The sequence below is a fragment of the Lactobacillus kullabergensis genome (genome assembly GCF_003151025.1).
Taxonomy (GTDB): Bacteria; Bacillota; Bacilli; order Lactobacillales; family Lactobacillaceae; genus Lactobacillus; species Lactobacillus kullabergensis.
In genome coordinates this window covers 1,445,151-1,465,209 of the sequence record NZ_CP029477.1, presented here as the reverse complement: position 1 = coordinate 1,465,209, position 20,059 = coordinate 1,445,151, and the positions used below count along the sequence as shown (strand labels likewise).

At 35.5% G+C, this 20,059-nt stretch carries 31 protein-coding genes; 28 read left to right on the top strand and 3 right to left on the bottom strand.

Going from position 1 to position 20,059, the window contains the following annotated elements; translation table 11 throughout:
• The first annotated feature begins 22 nt into the window (after positions 1-22).
• From rpsH to DKL58_RS06925, 25 genes are all read left to right on the top strand, one after another.
• A complete protein-coding gene (gene rpsH / locus DKL58_RS07035; RefSeq protein ID WP_034980428.1) occupies positions 23-421 on the top strand; it encodes a 30S ribosomal protein S8 in 399 nt (132 codons plus the stop codon).
• 24 nt (positions 422-445) lie between these two features.
• Positions 446-976 (top strand): 50S ribosomal protein L6, encoded by a 531-nt coding sequence (gene rplF / locus DKL58_RS07030; protein ID WP_045928449.1) that lies wholly within the window; start codon positions 446-448, stop codon positions 974-976.
• Between the two features lie 24 nt (positions 977-1,000).
• Complete coding sequence (gene rplR, locus DKL58_RS07025) at positions 1,001-1,360, top strand: 50S ribosomal protein L18 (protein WP_034980422.1); 360 nt, start codon at positions 1,001-1,003, stop codon at positions 1,358-1,360.
• 16 nt (positions 1,361-1,376) lie between these two features.
• Positions 1,377-1,883, top strand: coding sequence for a 30S ribosomal protein S5 (gene rpsE / locus DKL58_RS07020; RefSeq protein ID WP_034980420.1), 507 nt, complete (start codon positions 1,377-1,379; stop codon positions 1,881-1,883).
• Between the two features lie 13 nt (positions 1,884-1,896).
• Positions 1,897-2,082: a 50S ribosomal protein L30 gene (gene rpmD / locus DKL58_RS07015; protein ID WP_034980417.1), complete on the top strand. Its 186-nt coding sequence runs from the start codon at positions 1,897-1,899 to the stop codon at positions 2,080-2,082.
• Between the two features lie 23 nt (positions 2,083-2,105).
• Positions 2,106-2,546 (top strand): 50S ribosomal protein L15, encoded by a 441-nt coding sequence (gene rplO, locus DKL58_RS07010; RefSeq protein ID WP_034980414.1) that lies wholly within the window; start codon positions 2,106-2,108, stop codon positions 2,544-2,546.
• Positions 2,546-3,841: a preprotein translocase subunit SecY gene (secY, locus tag DKL58_RS07005; protein ID WP_034980412.1), complete on the top strand. Its 1,296-nt coding sequence runs from the start codon at positions 2,546-2,548 to the stop codon at positions 3,839-3,841. Before rplO ends, secY begins: the two co-directional genes overlap by 1 nt.
• A 10-nt stretch (positions 3,842-3,851) precedes the next feature.
• A complete protein-coding gene (locus tag DKL58_RS07000; RefSeq protein WP_109586592.1) occupies positions 3,852-4,508 on the top strand; it encodes an adenylate kinase in 657 nt (218 codons plus the stop codon).
• A gap of 65 nt (positions 4,509-4,573) precedes the next feature.
• A complete protein-coding gene (gene infA / locus DKL58_RS06995; protein ID WP_034980408.1) occupies positions 4,574-4,795 on the top strand; it encodes a translation initiation factor IF-1 in 222 nt (73 codons plus the stop codon).
• Between the two features lie 14 nt (positions 4,796-4,809).
• Entirely contained in the window at positions 4,810-4,926 is a 117-nt protein-coding gene (rpmJ, locus tag DKL58_RS06990; protein WP_006729432.1) for a 50S ribosomal protein L36, read from the top strand.
• A gap of 20 nt (positions 4,927-4,946) precedes the next feature.
• Positions 4,947-5,297, top strand: coding sequence for a 30S ribosomal protein S13 (gene rpsM, locus DKL58_RS06985; protein WP_034980405.1), 351 nt, complete (start codon positions 4,947-4,949; stop codon positions 5,295-5,297).
• A gap of 22 nt (positions 5,298-5,319) precedes the next feature.
• Positions 5,320-5,703, top strand: a complete 384-nt coding sequence (rpsK, locus tag DKL58_RS06980) for a 30S ribosomal protein S11 (RefSeq protein ID WP_034980403.1) — start codon at positions 5,320-5,322, stop codon at positions 5,701-5,703.
• A gap of 45 nt (positions 5,704-5,748) precedes the next feature.
• On the top strand, positions 5,749-6,687 hold the full coding sequence (locus tag DKL58_RS06975) for a DNA-directed RNA polymerase subunit alpha (RefSeq protein ID WP_109586591.1): 939 nt from the start codon (positions 5,749-5,751) through the stop codon (positions 6,685-6,687).
• A gap of 25 nt (positions 6,688-6,712) precedes the next feature.
• Entirely contained in the window at positions 6,713-7,096 is a 384-nt protein-coding gene (gene rplQ / locus DKL58_RS06970; RefSeq protein ID WP_034980401.1) for a 50S ribosomal protein L17, read from the top strand.
• Positions 7,097-7,402: 306 nt separating this feature from the next.
• Positions 7,403-8,254: an energy-coupling factor ABC transporter ATP-binding protein gene (locus tag DKL58_RS06965; RefSeq protein WP_045928446.1), complete on the top strand. Its 852-nt coding sequence runs from the start codon at positions 7,403-7,405 to the stop codon at positions 8,252-8,254.
• Entirely contained in the window at positions 8,230-9,075 is an 846-nt protein-coding gene (locus tag DKL58_RS06960; protein ID WP_109586590.1) for an energy-coupling factor transporter ATPase, read from the top strand. The genes DKL58_RS06965 and DKL58_RS06960 overlap by 25 nt, the downstream gene beginning before the upstream one ends.
• A 4-nt stretch (positions 9,076-9,079) precedes the next feature.
• Positions 9,080-9,877 carry an energy-coupling factor transporter transmembrane component T family protein gene (locus tag DKL58_RS06955; RefSeq protein ID WP_045928444.1) on the top strand — a complete coding sequence of 266 codons (798 nt, stop codon included), beginning with the start codon at positions 9,080-9,082 and terminating at the stop codon, positions 9,875-9,877.
• Positions 9,877-10,662 carry a tRNA pseudouridine(38-40) synthase TruA gene (gene truA, locus DKL58_RS06950; RefSeq protein WP_109586589.1) on the top strand — a complete coding sequence of 262 codons (786 nt, stop codon included), beginning with the start codon at positions 9,877-9,879 and terminating at the stop codon, positions 10,660-10,662. The genes DKL58_RS06955 and truA overlap by 1 nt, the downstream gene beginning before the upstream one ends.
• Before the next feature lie 106 nt (positions 10,663-10,768).
• Positions 10,769-11,212: a 50S ribosomal protein L13 gene (gene rplM / locus DKL58_RS06945; RefSeq protein ID WP_045928442.1), complete on the top strand. Its 444-nt coding sequence runs from the start codon at positions 10,769-10,771 to the stop codon at positions 11,210-11,212.
• A gap of 11 nt (positions 11,213-11,223) precedes the next feature.
• Entirely contained in the window at positions 11,224-11,619 is a 396-nt protein-coding gene (gene rpsI, locus DKL58_RS06940; protein ID WP_034980394.1) for a 30S ribosomal protein S9, read from the top strand.
• A gap of 188 nt (positions 11,620-11,807) precedes the next feature.
• Positions 11,808-12,266, top strand: a complete 459-nt coding sequence (locus DKL58_RS09630) for an ATP-binding cassette domain-containing protein (RefSeq protein WP_239386366.1) — start codon at positions 11,808-11,810, stop codon at positions 12,264-12,266.
• A gap of 57 nt (positions 12,267-12,323) precedes the next feature.
• Positions 12,324-12,665, top strand: a complete 342-nt coding sequence (locus DKL58_RS09625) for an ATP-binding cassette domain-containing protein (protein WP_239386364.1) — start codon at positions 12,324-12,326, stop codon at positions 12,663-12,665.
• Positions 12,646-12,942 carry an ABC-2 transporter permease gene (locus DKL58_RS09620; protein WP_239386362.1) on the top strand — a complete coding sequence of 99 codons (297 nt, stop codon included), beginning with the start codon at positions 12,646-12,648 and terminating at the stop codon, positions 12,940-12,942. The genes DKL58_RS09625 and DKL58_RS09620 overlap by 20 nt, the downstream gene beginning before the upstream one ends.
• Positions 12,943-13,313: 371 nt before the next feature.
• Complete coding sequence (locus tag DKL58_RS09535) at positions 13,314-13,478, top strand: hypothetical protein (RefSeq protein ID WP_162542344.1); 165 nt, start codon at positions 13,314-13,316, stop codon at positions 13,476-13,478.
• A gap of 419 nt (positions 13,479-13,897) precedes the next feature.
• Positions 13,898-14,254, top strand: a complete 357-nt coding sequence (locus DKL58_RS06925; protein WP_109586588.1) for a DUF6176 family protein — start codon at positions 13,898-13,900, stop codon at positions 14,252-14,254.
• Positions 14,255-14,332: 78 nt separating this feature from the next.
• On the opposite strand, the gene DKL58_RS06920 is transcribed toward DKL58_RS06925, so the two are convergent.
• The 3 genes from DKL58_RS06920 to DKL58_RS06910 form a co-directional block, all read right to left on the bottom strand.
• A complete protein-coding gene (locus DKL58_RS06920; protein WP_109586587.1) occupies positions 14,333-15,598 on the bottom strand; it encodes an ABC transporter permease in 1,266 nt (421 codons plus the stop codon).
• A complete protein-coding gene (locus DKL58_RS06915; RefSeq protein WP_109586586.1) occupies positions 15,595-16,278 on the bottom strand; it encodes an ABC transporter ATP-binding protein in 684 nt (227 codons plus the stop codon). The genes DKL58_RS06920 and DKL58_RS06915 overlap by 4 nt, the downstream gene beginning before the upstream one ends.
• An 88-nt stretch (positions 16,279-16,366) precedes the next feature.
• Positions 16,367-17,440: a S66 family peptidase gene (locus DKL58_RS06910; RefSeq protein WP_109586585.1), complete on the bottom strand. Its 1,074-nt coding sequence runs from the start codon at positions 17,438-17,440 to the stop codon at positions 16,367-16,369.
• Positions 17,441-17,892: 452 nt separating this feature from the next.
• On the opposite strand from DKL58_RS06910, the gene DKL58_RS09530 reads away from it, so the two are divergent.
• From DKL58_RS09530 to DKL58_RS06895, 3 genes are all read left to right on the top strand, one after another.
• Positions 17,893-18,030, top strand: a complete 138-nt coding sequence (locus DKL58_RS09530) for a hypothetical protein (RefSeq protein ID WP_162542343.1) — start codon at positions 17,893-17,895, stop codon at positions 18,028-18,030.
• A 238-nt stretch (positions 18,031-18,268) separates the two neighbouring features.
• Positions 18,269-18,529 carry a SemiSWEET family transporter gene (locus DKL58_RS06900; protein ID WP_034980382.1) on the top strand — a complete coding sequence of 87 codons (261 nt, stop codon included), beginning with the start codon at positions 18,269-18,271 and terminating at the stop codon, positions 18,527-18,529.
• A 27-nt stretch (positions 18,530-18,556) separates the two neighbouring features.
• On the top strand, positions 18,557-19,906 hold the full coding sequence (locus DKL58_RS06895; RefSeq protein WP_109586583.1) for a hypothetical protein: 1,350 nt from the start codon (positions 18,557-18,559) through the stop codon (positions 19,904-19,906).
• Positions 19,907-20,059: the final 153 nt, after the last annotated feature.

The following is a 20,059-nucleotide window of genomic DNA, read 5'->3' as shown; positions in this document are numbered from 1 at the left end:
TACGGATTGGAGGATAGCATAAATGGTCATGACAGATCCGATCGCAGACTACTTGACTAGAATTAGAAATGCCAACATGGCAAAACATAATTCTGTTGAAGTTCCTGCATCAAACATTAAAAAATCTATTTCAGAAATTTTGAAACGCGAAGGCTTCATCCGTGATTACGAAGTTACCGATGACAATAAACAGGGTATGATTAAGATTTTCTTGAAATATGGTCCTGATGGAGAACGTGTCATTTCGGGTTTAAAGAGAATTTCTAAGCCAGGTCTTAGAAATTATGTTAGCGCTGAAAACCTACCTAAAGTACTTAATGGTTTAGGTATCGCCATCGTCTCTACTTCTGCAGGTGTGATAACTGACAAAGAAGCAAGACAAAAAGATGTTGGTGGCGAAGTTATCGCCTATGTATGGTAATTCTGACAGAAAGGAGAGCAATCAATGAGCCGTATCGGTTTAAAAACAATTGAAGTCCCTGATAGTGTCACTGTTACTAAGAAAGGTGACAATATCACTGTTAAAGGACCTAAGGGTGAACTAACCAGATATTTTGATCCAAAAATCACATTTAAACAAGAAAATGGCAAAATCAACTTTTCTCGTTCAAGTGAAAGTGATAAAGCACTTCATGGAACTGAAAGAGCCAATCTTGCTTCAATGGTTGAAGGTGTAGTTGATGGTTACAAGAAAACTTTAAAATTAATTGGTGTTGGTTATCGTGCTACAGCACAAGGTAACAAATTGACTTTGAATGTCGGTTATTCTCACCCAGTTGTAATGACTGCACCAGAAGGTGTGTCAGTAAAAGCTACTTCAGCAACTGATATTGAAGTAGAAGGAATTTCTAAGCAAAATGTTGGACAATTTGCTGCTGAAATTCGCGATGTACGTCCACCAGAGCCTTATAAAGGTAAGGGTATTCGTTATACTGATGAATATGTACGTCGTAAGGAAGGTAAAACTGGTAAATAGTAAATAAATTTTTGAGGTGAAATTGTGATTTCAAAACCAGATAAGAACAAATTGCGCTTAAAGCGTCATAAACGTATTCGTAGCAAAATTTCTGGTACTGCTGAGCGCCCACGCTTAAGCGTTTTCCGTTCAAACAAAAACATCTACGCTCAATTAATTGATGACGTAGCGGGTGTAACGCTAGCAAGTGCCTCAACTTTAGACGATTCTGTATCAAAGGATCAAACTAAAGTAGAACAAGCTCAAGCTGTTGGTAAAGGTATTGCCGAAGCAGCCAAAGCTAAAAACATTACTAGCGTAGTGTTTGATAGAAGTGGTTATTTATACCACGGCCGTATTTCAGCATTGGCAGACGCCGCTCGTGAAAACGGATTAGAGTTCTAGGAAAGGAGATAAATACATGGCAAACCGCAACGATTCTCGCAATAATCGCAGAAATAAAGACGACATTGAAGATCAGTTAGTAGCAATTAATCGTGTCACCAAGGTTGTCAAAGGTGGTCAACGAATGAGATTTGCTGCTCTGGTAATTGTTGGCGACAAAAAAGGTCGTGTAGGCTTTGGTACTGGTAAAGCTCAAGAAGTTCCAGAAGCAATCCGTAAGGCCGTTGAAGCTGGTAAAAAGAATATGATCAAGGTTCCTAAGGTTGGTACTACTATTCCTCATGAAGTAATCGGTCATTATGGCTCAGGCAGTATTATGATCAAACCTGCTCCAGCTGGTTCAGGTGTTGCTGCTGGTGGTGCCGTTCGTATCGTTATGGATATGGCCGGTATTGCGGATGTTACTTCTAAATCACTTGGTTCTAATACTCCTATTAATGTTGTTCGTGCGACAATAGATGGATTGAAGAAACTTAGAACAAGTGAAGATGTTGAAAAGCTTCGTCACGCTGAACTAGATTAGGGAGACTGGATAAATGACTGAATTAAAAGTTACTTTAATTAGAAGTGCTGCACACCGTCTGCCTGACCAAAGAAAAGTTGTGAAAGCTCTTGGTTTAGGTAGGATTAATAGTACAGCTACTTTACCAGACAATGCTGCAACTCGTGGGGCATTAATGAAAATCGCCCACCTGATTTCAGTTGAAGAAATTAATAAATAGTTAATTGAGGAGGTGCCAAATTAATGAAGCTTCATGAATTACATGCTGCTGAGGGGTCACGCAATACAAGAAAACGTGTTGGTCGTGGTACTTCAAGTGGTTTTGGAAAAACTTCTGGACGTGGCCAAAAGGGACAATTGTCTCGTCAAGGCGGTCATACCCGTCTAGGTTTTGAAGGTGGTCAAATGCCATTATTCAGAACCATGCCAAAACGTGGATTTAAGAACGTTAACCGCAAAGAGTATGCAATCATTAACTTAGATGACTTGAACAAGTATGAGGAGGGCAGCGAAGTTACTGTTGCCAATCTCAAGGAAAAAGGTTTGGTAAAGAAAGAATTATCAGGCGTTAAATTGCTTGCTGAAGGTGAGTTAAAAGTTAAGTTAAACGTAAAGATTAACAAAGTTTCCGCCGCTGCTAAAAAAGCAGTAGAGGCTGCTGGCGGATCTGTTGAGGTGATCTAATGTTTTCGACCTTGAAGAACGCCTTTAAGGATAAAGAAATAAGAAATAAAATTTATTTTACACTCTTTATTCTTTTGATATACCGAATTGGAGCGAATATTACTGTTCCAGGTGTCAACGCAAAAGCGATTACTCAAGTTGCACAAACTGGTTTAGTTCCAATGCTGGATACAGTTTCTGGTGGTGGACTAGATAATTATTCAATTTTCTCATTAGGTGTTTCCCCTTATATAACCGCACAAATTGTTATTCAATTGTTGCAGATGGATATTGTACCTACGTTGGTAGAGTGGGGTAAACAAGGTGAGGTTGGACGTCGCAAAACTAATCAAGTAACCAGATGGCTTGCTTTATTTGTTGCTTTTATTCAAAGTTTGGGAATTACACTTGGTTTTAACGCATTAACTCAAATGGGTTTAGTTAAAAATCAGACTCCTCAAACATACATTGAAATTGCAATAATTATGACAGCAGGAACGATGCTTTTGACTTGGCTTGGTGATGAAATTACTGATAAAGGTTTAGGCAACGGAGTTTCAGTAATTATTTTTGCTGGTATTATAGCTCGGTTACCCCGTGGCTTGTGGCAACTTTATAAAGATGGAGTTATCAATAATAATGCTAGTGATCGTTGGCAAGGGATTTTGTTCTTCATCGCGATTATCATTGCAATACTTATCGTAACCCAATTAGTTACATGGGTAGAACAGGCAGATCGCCGGATTCCAATACAATACACAAGACGGGCAACTATTAGTGGCTCTGAAAGTTTTTTGCCATTAAAGGTTAACGTTTCTGGCGTTATTCCAGTCATTTTTGCTAGTTCATTTATTATTACACCGGCAACAATTTTGATGGCCTTTCAGAAATCTCAGGGTGACCAACAATGGTATAAAATAATGACCAACATATTTAGTATGCAAACTACACCGGGAGTCATAATCTATACAGTTTTAATCATCTTGTTTACGTTCTTCTATGCTTTTGTTCAGGTTAATCCTGAGAAGCTGGCTAAGAATTTGCAAAAACAAGGTGCGTACATTCCGAGTGTTTGGCCCGGCAAAGATACACAAGATTACGTATCAAAGGTCTTAATTAGATTATCAACTGTAGGTTCTGTATTTTTAGGACTTGTAGCATTACTGCCACAACTTGCTACTAATTTTTGGGATTTACCAAGTTCAATTGGATTAGGCGGTACCAGTCTTTTAATCGTTATTGGTGTCGTCTTGGAACTATCTCGTCAAATTAACGGATTGTTAATGAAGAGAGAATACGTTGGATTCATCAGATAGGAACGGATAAATGATTAATATATTTCTTTTAGGTTTGCCTGGTGCTGGCAAAGGTACGGTATCAGAACAAATTGTCGACAAATACCATCTAACTCATATTTCAACTGGGGATATGTTTAGAGAAGCAATGGCTAATGAGACTAAAGTTGGTCTTGAAGCCAAAAGTTACATTGATAAAGGTAATTTGGTACCAGATGAAGTTACTGCCAAGTTAGTTGAAGAACGTTTAGGCCAGCCCGATATTAATGAAGGGTATATTTTAGATGGTTTTCCTCGGACAATTGTTCAAGCGGAACTTTTCGAAGATATTGCTAAGCGCATGAATAAGCAATTAACAAATGTAATTTCACTCGAAGTTAAAGAAGAAACTTTGATAAAACGTTTATCAGCACGTTTTATGTGTAAAAACTGTGGTGCAACATATAATAAAATTACAAAGATGCCTAAAGTTAAGGATACTTGTGATCGTTGTGGTGGGCATGAATTTTACCAACGTGAAGATGACAAACCTGAAGTAGTAAAAAATCGTTTAGAAGTAAACGAAAAGATGAACACACCGCTGAAAGACTTTTACGAGAAAAAAGGTTTGTTAGCTGTTGTAAATGGTGAACAGACGCCTGAAGAAGTTTTTAAGAAAGTTGATGCGGTTTTAAGTAAAAAGCAATAATTTGTATATTTACTTTTCCGTGTTATAATTTCAAAGTATGACTGTTTAAATGCGGAGGAACGGCTTTGGCAAAAGATGATGTCATAGAAGTGAAGGGTAAGGTTGTTGATACCCTGCCTAATGCTATGTTTAAAGTTGAATTGGAAAATGGAGCTGTGATTTTAGCACATGTTTCCGGTAAGATTAGGATGCATTATATTCGAATTTTGCCTGGAGACCGTGTTACTGTTGAACTTTCTCCTTATGATTTAACTAAAGGTAGAATAACTTATCGATTTATAAAGTAATAACGGAGGGAAACATGAAGGTTAGACCATCTGTTAAACCAATGTGTGAACATTGTAAGATAATTAAAAGAAATGGTCGTGTAATGGTTATTTGCTCTGCAAATCCAAAGCACAAGCAACGTCAAGGTTAAGATAATAGGAGGTGCAATTTATGGCACGTATTGCTGGTGTTGACTTACCAAGAGATAAAAGAATAGTTGTTGCATTAACATATATTTATGGAATTGGTGAACCAACAGCACAAAAGATTTGTGCGGATGCTGGTGTTTCTGAAGACATACGTTCAAAAGATTTGACTCCAGATGACCAAGAGAAGCTTCGTGCAGAAGTTGATAAATACCGTGTTGAAGGTGACTTACGTAGAGAAGTAAGCATGAACATCAAGCGGTTAATTGATATTGGTTCTTACCGTGGTATTCGTCACCGTAGAGGACTTCCGGTTCGCGGTCAAAATACCAAGAATAATGCCCGTACACGCAAGGGTAGCAAGAAAAATAAATAAAAATTTTTAAGGAGGTTTATTGATGCCTAAAACAGCACGTAAACGCCGTGTGAAGAAGCACGTTGAAAAAGGCGTTGCTCATATTCATTCTACGTTTAACAATACTTTAGTCATGATTACTGACGTTCAAGGCAATGCAATTGCTTGGTCTTCAGCTGGTGCATTAGGCTTTAAAGGTAGTCGTAAGTCTACACCATTTGCAGCACAAATGGCAGCCGAAGCAGCAGCCAAGAGTGCAATGGATCAAGGCATGAAACATGTAGAAGTTTCTGTTAAAGGTCCTGGTGCTGGCCGTGAATCTGCTATTAGATCGCTACAAGCGACTGGACTTGAAATCACCGCTATTCGCGATGTTACTCCAGTTCCTCACAATGGTTCTAGACCACCAAAACGTCGTCGTGTTTAATTTTGTTCTTATTGAAGGACATTGCGTTTTGAAAGGGGCCTAGTAATGATTGAATTTGAAAAACCAAATATTACCGTTGTGGACCAAGAAAAGTCTTATGGTAAATTTGTTATTGAACCACTTGAACGAGGCTTTGGTACTACTTTAGGTAACTCATTACGTAGAGTTTTACTGACATCTATCCCAGGTACAGGACTTGTTTACGTTCAAATAGATGATGTCTTACACGAATTCTCAACCGTTCCGGGCGTAAGAGAAGATGTCGCTAAGATAATCCTGAACCTTAAGAAACTTGAATTAAAGTCTTTTTCAGATGAACAAAAGATTATTGAAATTGACGTAGAGGGTCCGGCTACTGTAACCGCCGATGATCTTAAAGCTGACGCAGATATTCAAATTCTGAATCCTGATCAATATATTTGTACTATTGCTGATGGTGGCCACTTGCATATGCAAATTGCTGTTAAAAATGGTCGCGGCTATGTTGCAGCAAGTGACAACAAGAGCGAGGATATGCCAATTGGTGTTATTCCTGTTGATTCCTTATTTTCTCCAATAAAGAAGGTCAATTACCAGGTTGAATCAACTCGTGTTGGTAAAAGAGACGATTTTGACAGGCTCACTTTAGAGATTTGGACAGATGGTTCAATCAAGCCTAACGATGCCCTCAGTTTCGCAGCAAAAATATTAGTTGCACACTTTAAAGTGTTTGAAACTGCTGATGCAAATACTAAATTCAATGATGTAATGGTTGAAAAAGAGGACGATACAGCTGAAAAGAAGCTTGAAATGACAATTGAAGAGCTTGATCTTTCTGTTCGTTCATACAATTGTCTTAAACGTGCCGGTATTAATACACTGCAAGAACTAACTGACAAAACAGAAGCAGATATGATGCGTGTACGTAACTTAGGACGTAAATCGTTGGAAGAAGTTAAAAATAAATTAGCTGACTTGGGACTATCATTGCGTCAAGAAGATTAATTTAAAAAATAAAGGAGGTAAACTGATGGCATACCGTAAATTGGGTCGCGACAGTGCACATAGAAAAGCAATGCTGAGAGAAATGACTACTCAATTAATCATGAAGGAACGCATTACTACTACTGAAGCTCGTGCTAAAGAAGTTCGCAAAACCGCCGAAAAGATGATTACTTTAGGCAAACGTGGAGATTTGGCTGCAAGAAGAAGAGCAGCTGCCTTTGTTCGTGATGAGGTTGCAGATATTCATGAAGAAAAAGATGCAGTTGTTGTTAAATCAGCTTTGCAAAAGCTTTTTAGCGATATTGCACCGCGTTACAAAGATAGAAATGGTGGATACACCAGAATTATGAAGCTTGCTACAGCTCGTAAGGGTGATGCAGCTCCAATGGTTATTTTAGAATTAGTTTAATTCAAATAATCCAAACTTAATAGCTATTAAGAATTATCCGTGAGAGTGAGAATAAGCGTTAAGATGATGACGAAAGTTTAGTCTAGCTTAGATAATTATATTATCCCTCCTCATGGGTGATTTTTTTTGCTCTTTTAATTTTGTTTAAGCACAAAACAGGAAGATATTTTTAAAATTGAATTCAGAACGGGTTAAAGCATATTAAATAGTGAAACTGATAATTTTGATGTGCAAAGGTGCCAATCAGTATTCAGAATTGTTGATATTTTTGGTACAATTGAATCAGACTTTTAGGACGGTGAGAGTATGGCAAACGATAATATTATTAAAATAAAAAATGTAAGTTTTTTCTATCCAGAGTCAGACGCTCCCGCTATAGATAACATTAGTTTCAACGTGAAACGGGGTTCATGGACTTCAATTATTGGTCATAATGGTAGTGGTAAATCAACAATTATCCGCCTAATTAATGGCTTGCTGGTACCTGATGAAAGCGGAAGCCCTTTAATCGAAGTAGATGGAATAAAACTAACGGACGATACAGTTTGGGAAGTTCGCAATAGAGTAGGCATTGTCTTTCAAAATCCTGATAATCAGTTCGTGGGAGCAACGGTGGCTGATGATGTTGCATTTGGTTTAGAAAATCGTGGCATTCCTCATTCAGAAATGGTTAAAATAGTTCCGGAAGCAATTAAAGCCGTCGGAATGAGTGAATATGCCAACTCTGAGCCTGCAAATTTATCCGGTGGTCAAAAGCAAAGAGTGGCTATTGCTGGTATATTAGCTATTAAACCCAAAATAATTGTGTTAGACGAAGCTACTTCAATGCTTGATCCTGAAGGAAGAAATCAAATATTATCAATTGTTCAAGATATGAAGGATAAGTATGACTTGACTGTAATTTCTATTACTCATGATATTGATGAAGCTAATATGGCTGATCAAGTTTTAGTAATGAATGATGGTAAATTAATTACACAAGGAAGTACTAAAACAGTTTTTAGTCAGGTTAGTCTTCTTAAAAGTATAGGGTTAGATGTGCCCTTCTTTGAGCAAATTAAAGAAAAATTGCAGCAAGATGCAATAAAATTACCTGATAACTTAGATTCAGAAAAAGAGTTGATTAATTATCTATGTCAATTAAATTCAAAAATGTAAGCTACATTTATTCTCCCGAAACTCCAATGGCAAAAAAGGGTTTAGATAATGTTTCATTTGAGTTAAAAGATGGTTCTTTTAATGCAATAATTGGACATACTGGGAGTGGAAAATCGACTCTTATGCAGCATTTTAATGCTCTTATTAAACCTGCAACAGGAAAAATAGAAATAGCTGGCACAACTATAACACCAGAAACTACAAATAAAAATTTAAAAGATTTAAGAAGACATGTAAGTTTGGTTTTTCAGTTTCCTGAAACGCAATTGTTTGAAAATACAGTTTTAGATGACATTGCCTTTGGTCCTAAAAATTTTGGTTATGACAATGAAAAAGCTCTTGAAAGTGCAAGATATTGGCTAAAAAAAGTTGGCTTATCTGAAGAAATTGGCAAAAGGTCACCATTTGAACTTTCTGGTGGACAAATGAGGAGAGTGGCAATAGCTGGAGTAATGGCATATGAACCAGATATTCTTTGTTTGGATGAGCCAGCAGCTGGTCTTGATCCAGAAGCGCGTAAACAAATGATGGCACTTTTTTCTGATTACCAAAAAGACGGGCATACGGTAATTTTAGTTACCCATAATATGGATGATGTGGCTAAATATGCTGACAATGTTTTAGTTATGGAACAAGGTAAACTTATTAAGCAAGACACACCTACAGAAATTTTTAAAAATCGTAAGTGGTTGCAAGAGCATCACCTTGAAGAACCTAAAGCTTCTTTGTTTGCAGCTAAATTAACTAATTATAAATTTACAAAAATGCCATTAAATATAAATAGTTTAGTAAAAGAAATAGAAGATAATTTGAAGGGGTGATTGCGTGAGTAAAATCTTAATTGGTCGTTATGTAGCTGGTGATTCGATAGTCTATAGAATGGACCCTCGAGGGAAATTACTCGCAACTATTCTCTTTATTTTGTTTGTCTTTTTGGCTAATAATCCAATTTCATATATTATAGTGACTATTTTTAGTTTAGCCGCAGTTGCTGCTACAAAGCTAAAGCCCAAAATCTTCTGGGATGGAGTAAAGCCATTAATTTGGTTGATTTTGTTTACCTCTTTTTTACAATTATTTTTTACTGTAGGAGGAACTGTATACTGGCGTTGGACGATCTTTGCCTTGTCAAGTTATGGGATCACTAACGCAATTTTTATATTTATTCGTTTCACTGTAATTATTTTAATCTCTACAGTAATGACGGTTACAACTAAGCCGCTTGAAATTGCTGATGCGATCGAATGGCTATTAAAACCGCTTAAATTGATTCGTATTCCAGTAGATAAGATAGCACTTGTAATGTCAATAGCACTTCGCTTTGTGCCCACTCTATTTGATGAAACTTTTAAAATAATGAATGCTCAGCGCTCACGTGGTGCAGATTTTAATAACGGCGGATTAGTTACTAGAGCAAAGGCAATCACACCACTTTTAGTGCCACTGTTTATTAATTCTTTGGAAACAGCAATTGATTTATCAACTGCGATGGAGTCTCGCGGATATCGCGGTGATAAGGGAAGAACAAAATTTAGAGTATTAAAATGGTCTAATGTAGACTTTATAAATTTGTTTTATTTTGTTTTATTATTAGGACTTCTATTAGTATTTAGGACACATTGATGACAACAAGATATAAAATGACAGTCGCTTATGACGGCCATCTATTTCACGGATTTCAATATCAGCCACACCAAAGAACTGTGCAAGGTACAATTGAAACAGCATTATATAAAATGACAAAAGGCAAAACCGTGATTGTCGAAGGTTCAGGCCGTACAGATGCTGGTGTTCATGCACTAGGTCAAGTAATTCATTTTGATTATCCAGGTAAACAAATTCCACCTGAAAGAATGATTTGTGCATTGAATTCAATGATGCCACTAGATATTATATTTAAAAATTGCGCAGTAGTCGATGAAAAATTTCATGTTAGATATAGTGCAAAAGGTAAGTGGTACCGGTACTGTGTTAGTCTGGATAGGTTTGTTGACCCTTTTAAACGTTTCTATACAGGACACTATCCTTATCCAGTTGATATAGAAAAAATGAAAAAAGCAGCTGCTGATTTGCTGGGTACTCATGATTTCACTAGTTTTGCTGCTAGTGGTGGCCAAATAAAAAACAAAGTGCGTACGATGTATTACGTAAATATACAAAAAGATCAAAGAAATAATGAAATTATCTTTGATTTTATTTGTTCAGGATTTCTTTATAACATGGTTCGTATTTTAGTAGCTATGTTATTAGAGATTGGCAGAGGTAAACGTCCTGTAAATGATATTCCCCGGGTAATATCTGCTAAGGATCGAGAACAGGTGAGAGAAACTGCTCCAGCAAGTGGACTATTTTTGTATCATGTTTTTTATGAAAATATACCGGAAAAGTACAGGCTTGATAGGGATTAATATTGACTTTTTAATTAAAAAGACTTATTATATTTAAGTATGTTTGTCCACGATAGGCCCCGGAATCTTATTGTTTTCAAACAACGTATAAACGGAGGAAATTAAATTGCGTACTACACAATTAGCGAAACCTAATGAAATTGAACGTAAGTGGTATGTTATTGACGCAACAGATGTATCTTTAGGTCGTCTGTCAACTGCAGTAGCAACTATTTTAAGAGGTAAGAACAAGCCTCAATATACACCAAACGTTGACACTGGTGATAACGTCATTATTATTAATGCCGCTAAACTAAAGTTAACGGGTAAGAAAGCTACTGACAAGATTTATTACCATCACTCTGATTACCGTGGTGGTATTAAAGCCACTCCAGCTGGAGACTTGCTGGCTAATAATCCAGTTAGATTAGTTGAATTGTCAGTTAAGGGTATGCTTCCTAAAAATACTCTCGGTCATCAAGAGTTTATGAAGATGCATGTTTATGCTGGTGCTGATCACAAGCATGAAGCACAAAAGCCTGAAGAATTAGACATTAACAAATTAATCTAGGAGGTTAAATAATGGCACAACAAGTTGCATATGCAGGTACCGGTCGGCGCAAGAATTCTGTTGCGCGTGTTCGTTTAGTACCAGGTAGCGGCAAGATTACTGCTAATAACAAAGATATTGATCAATACATTCCATTTCCTAACTTAGTTAAGGATTTGAAACAACCATTGACTTTGACTGAAACTGAAAATCAATACGACGTTAAGGTTAACGTAAATGGTGGTGGTTTCTCTGGGCAAGCCGGAGCTATTCGTTTAGGAATTGCACGCGCTCTTCTAGAAGTTGACCCTGATTTTCGTGGTCCTTTAAAGAAAGCGGGATTCTTGACTCGTGATCCAAGAATGGTTGAACGTAAGAAACCAGGTCTTAAGAAAGCTCGTAAAGCTTCACAATTTAGTAAACGTTAATCAGTACGATTATATCAGCGTTTGAAAGCACTTCATGGTTTATACCATGAGGTGTTTTTTTTATAATTTTCTTGCAAAATTCACACCATTACTTTAAAAATCAATATGCACTACTGACTTTGATAATCCTAATTTGAAGTAGTTTAATGGTTGTATATATGATGTTGCAATCATAGTGAGGTATAAAAATGGACACAAAACCAGTAATAGATGTGCTAAATTTAAGTAAGCGGTACGCAGATTTTCAACTACAAATTAACAATTTAAAAATAAATGAAGGTAGTATTGTTGGTTTAATTGGTGAAAATGGGTCAGGTAAGTCAACTTTTTTGAATTTGCTATCAAATCAAATAAAAAGTGAAACAAGCAGTGTAAAAATTTTTGGTTTGGATTATGCTAAAGATGAATACCAGATAAAACTTAACTTAGGTGTAATTTTGGAGCAAAATTATTTTCCAAACTCTTTTTCTGTTAAACAAATTGAGAAAATGCTAGAAAAAATTTATCCCAGGTGGGATAAAAAACTCTATCACAATTTAATTGATGAGTTTGATTTACCTACCAATAAGCCTATTAGTAATTTTTCAAGAGGAATGCTTGTTAAATTAAATTTTGCTGCCACTCTTTCTCATCATCCTAGACTCTAAATTGCTGATGAAGCAACCAGTGGGCTTGACCCCATTGTAAGGAAAGAAATCTTATCTATGTTAAAAGAATATGTAAATAATAATCAAATGACGGTATTATTGTCTTCACATATCTTAAGTGATTTAGAACAAGTTGCTAACTATTTTATTTTTATGGAAAATGGCAATATTTTATTAAAGGGTAGTCAAGGTGAGTTGCTTAATCATTATGCAATTAAAACAGAAATAACTCACCTTCCATTGAAGAACATCAAATATAAACTATACCAAGATAACATGGCTCAATATCTAGTTGATGTATCACAAGAAAGTGTTGATTATATAGATTATGCTTCATTAGAGGAAATATTCCTATTTTTAGTAAAAGGAGTAAAGATAGATGAGAGGACTTCTTTATAAGGATTTTCAACTTATACTAAATAAGGTAAGTGTAAAAAGTAGATTGCTAATCATATTAGTACTACTTTTGGTGACAATTTTTGGTAGAGAGTCTGGAACGATTTTTCTCTCAATAATGGGACCGATTGGTTTAGCATCAATCCCCACTGATCTATTGGTTGCTGACCAAGTAAGTGGATGGAACAGATTTGTAGGTGTTTTTCCTATTCCCAAAAGAAATATAGTTTTAGCCAGATATATTTTTTGTATTTCTTTAATTGTATTTATTACTTTATAACTTTAATTTTAAGCATTGCCACTGCTCTAATTTTCCAACAATTTAGCCTGCAAATTCATATAATGATATCGATAGTTGACTTATTGATTGGTATCATGTATGTAGTACTCTTACTCCCAGCAGTTTACGCTTCAGGCACGTTTGGAAGCACAATTGTGAATATACTGGTTTTAGTCCTTATTATGGGAGGGGGTTATATTTTGCAGAAAACGACTTGGGGTCTATCGTTCATCGCTTGGATTGGTAATACTAATTCTTTCCTGCTAGTAATCACAAGCTGTTTCTTAATAGCAGTAATATCAATCGTTTCAATGATAATTTCAACAAAAGTATATTCCAATACATTTGAGTAGTTAGGAGTTTGAACTATTATGAGTAAAAAATCATATCATCAAATAGCTGTTGCTTTAGCAATAGTTTCAATTGTACTCGCAGTCGGGATACTGATCTGGGGAGAAAGAGGGACTGCTTTTATTGCAATTATCCCCGCCTTAATTGCTGATTTAATAGAACGTAAGGGAAAGAAAGCAAAATAAGTAAGCGTAAATCTATTGATTGTTGAAAATATGCTTTTTGTTCTTAACTTTTGAATATTAGAAAGACACTAGCTGAGTATAAAAGTGCCTTTCTAATTTATGTTCTATTGAAATAATTAACTGGGAGTATTCTACAAAAGTTTACCAAAGTAAGTTATTGAGTAGTGTGAATTTTTAGTATTTATCAGCTCAATTCATATATTTTAGAAGTGAAACTCATACCATTTAGATGAAGTTAGTTGAAACTTATTGAAGCACTAGTTTCAGAAAAGCAAGAAGACACCTGATATTAAAGTCTTTTGAAATATAGTTAAACCAGATCTTAAGAAGGTTCGTAACGCTTCACGATTTAGTAAGCGCTACTTACTTATTCTTAGTGTATTGCATTATTTATTATAATAATTATCAAAGGTAGGATTATGACAAAAATTGAATTAACACGTTTTCGTATTAAAAAAGGTAAAGAATTAAGAGCACAGGAATGGATGGACTTTTTAAATGAACATCATCAAGATACTGTAGCAACAATGGCGGGAGAAAGAATGTATATTGAGACTGTATTTAAAGAGGAGTATGCAGATGGTTACACATACTTTTATTGGTATTCTATGCAAGGAGAAGGAGGAAATGCAGTCGAAGATTCGGATAGTTATATTGATCAAAAACACTTAGAATATTGGGACGAGTGTATAGATATTGCATATAGGCCAGTGGATATGAAAGTGATGGAAAAACTAGTAGCACCTAAAATTAACAGCATTATAGATGCTGATTAAGTGAAAATGTTAGGCTGCTTGAATAAAAGAAGAATGAAAAACGTCAGATTCTAGTCTGACGTTTTTATTATTTGATTTTTATTCATATCTTAAAGCAGTGATTGGATCTAGTTTTGCTGCTCGTTTGGCTGGTAACGTACCTGCTAAAAAGGTAATTAGACAGATAATGCCAATAATTAGTAAACTGCTTGACCAGTTGAATTGAATTAAAGTAAAGCCATCTAGACCTTTTAAGAATGATTTAGCAGCAAAATTGTTTAAGGCATTGCCTAAACCCATTGCTAGTAGTAATCCCAATGAAGAGCCAAGCAAACCAATTAAGATTGCTTCACAGCTAAAAATGGAAAATACTTTACCCTTGCTGAGCCCTAATGCCTTCATAAGACCAATTTCTTTTGTACGATCTCTCACTGACATGTACAGAGTATTGATTACTCCAAAGCTGGCAGCTACCAATGCGATAGCTCCAAAAACGATTAAAACCCCAGTGACCGCGTTGAATGTTAGAAAAAGTTCATTGACTGCTTCCTTAAGAGTCATACCCGAATATCCTTTTTTAGTTAGATTATCCTCAATTTTTTTAATACTGCTAGCACTCTTGTTAATAGGGGTAGCCATAACACTGGTATACTTATCTTTTAATGCTTGCGGAAGTCCTTTTTGGTTGGCTGAAACTATTTTTTGTCCTAAGCCATTACTGTAGATAGCAAAACCTTTTGATACTATACTATCATTTCTTATTCCAACAACCGTAGCAGATATTTTTGCTCTTTTCTTAGTAAGGGGTGATTTTGTGACTAAAGTTACTTTTTTACCAAGAGCATCTTGAGCATTTTTGAAGCCGTAGGATTTAACCATTGGTTTAGTGATTAGAATCTGAGATTTTTTTCCGCTAGTAGCAACTTGGTGACCAACTTTTAAGTCGTAGTTGATCCCTTCGGTTATTTGCGCAATTATAAGATATTTAGTTTTATTAGGCCCTTGGACATAGTCAACATCACAGTCCTTTAACGCTTTAAAATCTTTTAAGCCTTTAACTGATTTGATTTTTTTAACGTCGCTTTTGTCCATCATACCATCAGCGTTTTGACTGCTCTTCTTGGTATTATATTTTTGAGGTTCATTCGTATCTTGACTGGAACTCCCAGGCAAAATAGACATTTGCTCAGTTTTACCTACATTGCCGACCTGCTTTTTCAAATAATCATTAACACCATTATTAATACCCATAGTAAAGGCAATAGTTAAGGAGCCAATGAAAACAGCTATTATGGTTAGGAATGTCCTCCCCTTATTGTGCCATAAGTTTGTAGCCGCAGAATTTAGAATATCATGGAAGCTCATTGCTGTGTTCCTCCCATTATTTGACCATCTTTAATCTGAACCTGACGCGCACATTTTTTTGCTAAATCAGGATCGTGAGTAACAATTATTAAGGTAATATTTTTTTCTTGATGTAGTTTAAATAAAATATTTTCAATATTTTCGCTAGTAGCTGAATCCAAGTTTCCTGTCGGCTCATCTGCAAAAATGATTTGGGGATCATTGACTAAGGCCCGCGCAATACAAACACGCTGCTTTTGACCCCCTGACAAGTCACTTGCTTTATTTTTAACTTTACTTTCAAGGCCAACTGCTTTGATGGCTGCCAATGCCTTTGATCTGCGTTCTTTTCCTGTGATTCCACCTATTTTTAAAGGAAGCATCACGTTTTCTAAAACACTATCTTGAGCATTTAAGAAAAATTGTTGAAAAACAAAGCCAAAGGTTTGATTGCGCAATTTATTTAATGCTTTGTTTTTAATTTTACTTGTGGGCTCATTATTTAGCCATACGCTACCAGTAGTAGGGCGGTCGAGGAGTGCCAAGATGTGCATTAAAGTAGACTTGCCTGAACCACTTTTGCCAATGATAGCAACAGAATCACCTTTGTCAATCTGTAAATTAATTCCTCGTAAGGCTTCAAATTTGGTTGCTCCCATGCCATAGGTGCGGGTTACCTCACGGGTTTCAAGTAAACTCATAGATTCTCCTTCTTTCTTGTATTACTGTAATACATATATAATACACCATGATTAAAAAAAGGCAAATATTTTTTAAAAATTTTTCAGACTAAGCAAACCATGATTCCATAATTTTTATCTCTGGTTTTTCAAAGTTAATTTGTGTAAGTGTACCATAAGGTAGAGCGGTCCTTGGATAAGCGTGACCAATATTTACATTATATAAAATTGGTGTATTAAATTTAGCAGTCTCTTCCAGCAAGATTTGTTTATATTCTCCAAAGTACTTTTTATCTTGTGGTTTGCCTACTAAAATTGCGCGAACATTTCCTAAAATACCAACTTCTTCTAATTTAGCTAATTCTTGACGATAAAGTTGAGGAGCTGGTTTTTCTTCACATGTTTCTATAAAAAGTATTTTATCTTTGGCTTCTTCCGGTGTGAGTATAAGCTGATACTGGTTAATAACTGATGGTTCGTCTGGATAACGATCAGGGACTAAGTCATCATAAAGGCTATCAATGCAGCCACCCCATAGTCTACCTTGAACTTTTCCATGGCCACGTAAAACTTCATAACCGGTGTCTTTATGACTTATTCTTTCCTTACCAACTTGCTTAATTGAGAAATCAGTTCTTTCTTCATACCAATTTTGACTTGCAGGAATCAGAGTAACAGGTGGATTTTCAAAGTAATGTACTAAAGTTTTTTTAGTATAAGGCAAAAGTTCATTAGCCAGTTCTGCAAAATCAGTTAAAAAGCTTGGACCATAAAATGTTTGCAATCCCATTTTGTAAAACATTAGATGATTATTCGTAGTATCAGAGAAACCACTAAATAACTTGGGATGATCACAGACAGTTTTTTTAAATTCTTGATCTGCCATTAAATAGGGCAAAGTTCTGTAGGTGTCATCTCCGCCAATAGAGGCAAAAATACCTTTAATTTCTGGATCTAGAAATGCTGCTTTTAAATCGGCGGCACGTTCGGCTGGATGACTTTTAACATAAGTGCTACCTGAAAGAGCATGTGGCATAAATACAGGATTTAAGCCAAGTTGTTTCATGTGCTTGATTCCTTGTTTTAGTTCATGGGAAGCAAAACTCTCACCTAGAGTACCAGCTGATAAACTAACAATTGCTACTTTATCACCTACTTGTAATTGCTTGGGTTTTATTAGCATAGATTGCTCATCTTCTTTCTTAATGAACTTCAATTTTATTAATAATACAATAAAAATTTACTCTTAAAAACCTTTTTAACGAGATCAAAATATTAAAGTGGAATAGATGAGCTTGATTAACATAATTTAAATAAAAACTTTTAGTAATGACCTGAAAGCTTTCCGGTTAAGCTCTCCAAATTTTAAAAAATATAATATTGGAGATAGGACGAAATAATTATAGTAATGGCAATTCCAAGTCGCCTACTAGATGGAGTAGTCTTAACTTTTATCAAGAAAAATATTCTCTATAGCCGTAATATAACTGACCAATTTAAAATAGATTTTTTTGTATTTCCGAGTCCGCTATTTATCTTCTTCTAAGAAGATTGAAGAATAACAGATTTTTATCAAGTTATGCTAAATCCTTTCAAGGAAGAACTAAATTAAAACTAATTAAAAAAGCATCTAATTTGAGTTATCAATTGACTGCAGATGGTAAAGCAATTAAGTACAAAGGTTTAAAGCCTTATGAAAACTTTATCAAAAATAATTCCAAGAAAAATTTTCTTCTGGCAGATTCAACTGAAGGAATTATTACTATTAAATAAAATTTATACCCGTTGTCTGTTATATGCAAATTGAGTCCTAAACGCCAAATAGCTTTCAGGGCTATTTTTTATATCTATATATTTCATATAGGAAATGATACAAGTTACACAAAGATTTACAAAACGGGTGGATTGTGCTTTTTTTAATAATTAAATATAAAAATATGTCTCCTCTATGTACATGTATACTGGAGAGAGCGATTACATGATGCTAAGATGATTAATAGGAGATGAAATTATGAAATTAGAAAAAGCTATGACAGTTCTTGGATGGATTGCTTCTATAACGGCTATCATAATGTATGTGTCTTATATACCGCAAATTATTAACAATTTACATGGTGTTAAGGGTAGTCCTATTCAGCCATTAGCAACGGCAATTAATACATTTTTATGGGTAATTTATGCCTTGTTTAAAAAAGATCGTGATATTCCTTTAGCTGCTTGCAACGCTGCAGGGGTTGTTTTTGGATTAATCACATTTTTTACTGCACTATAATTTTGTTAAGGTTTGAGAGGTAAGAAAATGGTAAAAATTAAGATTACTAATCCACAAGAAAAGATTAAAATTCCAGTTCCAGTTAAATTTTCGGTCCCTGATGATATAACAGGGAATTATTGGGTTGTTAAAAATAATTCTGGAAAGACTTGTGTAGCACAGAGGCTACATAATGATCCAGATCATAATTTTGTTGCTATTGTCAATTTCTCTGGCTCTGAAGAAGAATTATCTTTTGATCACGAAATTGAGGAGGATAAAGTTAAAGGTATTAAAGAGATGCCTACAGCTAAAGAAAATGATGCTTATGTACATTTAAATACTGGTAAGTTTGATTTTGAACTTTGTCGTGGTACTGCTCAAGGTGAAGGTTCATCTAAATGGGGCTTACGACATTTCATGGCCCTGGATGAAAAACGAGATTTGTTGCCATCAGGAAATAATGCCATGGGTGGCTTTTATGGCCCCTTCTTCACTCCCGATAATGGTTTGATCAATCCGGCTGAACATATAATCGTAGATATCGAACCAGTTGAAGATGGTCCTGTTATGAAAGAGTATCGTTTATCAGGCAGAATACCAGACGGTTTAAAACCAGAATTACATGGAAAGCGTTTTGCTTTGGACTGGTCTTTTTATTATGATGTCCCTTTCTTTTCGCGCGTTTACCATGTAGATCATTTTCAAACCACAGTTAATCAACGATCTATTGTCGACAAAATCACTGTAGGTGATGAATTTGAAAGTGGAATTGGACAATTAGTATTTGATCGCTTTGCCACGTATGACGGTGTATGGTATCGAGAAGGAGATCCATATTCTGGTCAATTAGCAAATAAGGTACAAGAGTTAGTTCATGATGGTCAAAAACGGAGTGATCGTTTTGAAGATTTTAGGAAACAACTTACAAGCAATATGGCTAATGCACATTGGGACCTGTATTGGCGCTTATTCTCTGTTTGGGAAAATGCATTATCTCAAGATGAGATAGAGACTAATTTGCATGATGTGCGTCAGAAAGCTTTTGTATTAGCTGAGTTGAATGATCGTCCGTGGTTATTTAGTGCTGACCCTGTTAATGTTAGTGAAGTAAACGATCAGACAGTCTTTGCTGGTCCCGCAACTAAGAGTGCTGAAATTAATACTCAAACCGGTCAGGCCATGGTTTGGCAAACTGAACATGCTTCGAATGCTTTTCAAATTGTTCAGAGGCCGCAATCAGGCTGGCAAAATTGGGGAACTAATGCAGAAAATGAGTGTCCCTCACTACCAGTTGGTAGTTTGATTCATACTGCGTATGGACCTTACCAGAATAATTGGCGTGAGGTAGCAGATAGTTTAGAAGCCTTAGCCGATGTAAAAGTAGAAGTAGAGTAAAACAGGTTTAAAATTTATGAGCCAAAAAATTCAAGAAATCCTGCTATTTAAGCTAGATTTCTTGGCTTTTTTATAATTTAAATGTGCTCTAAACATATTTAAAAGATATTTGGCAAAATCTAAATTTTAAATAACACTTTGCAAAAGAAAAGA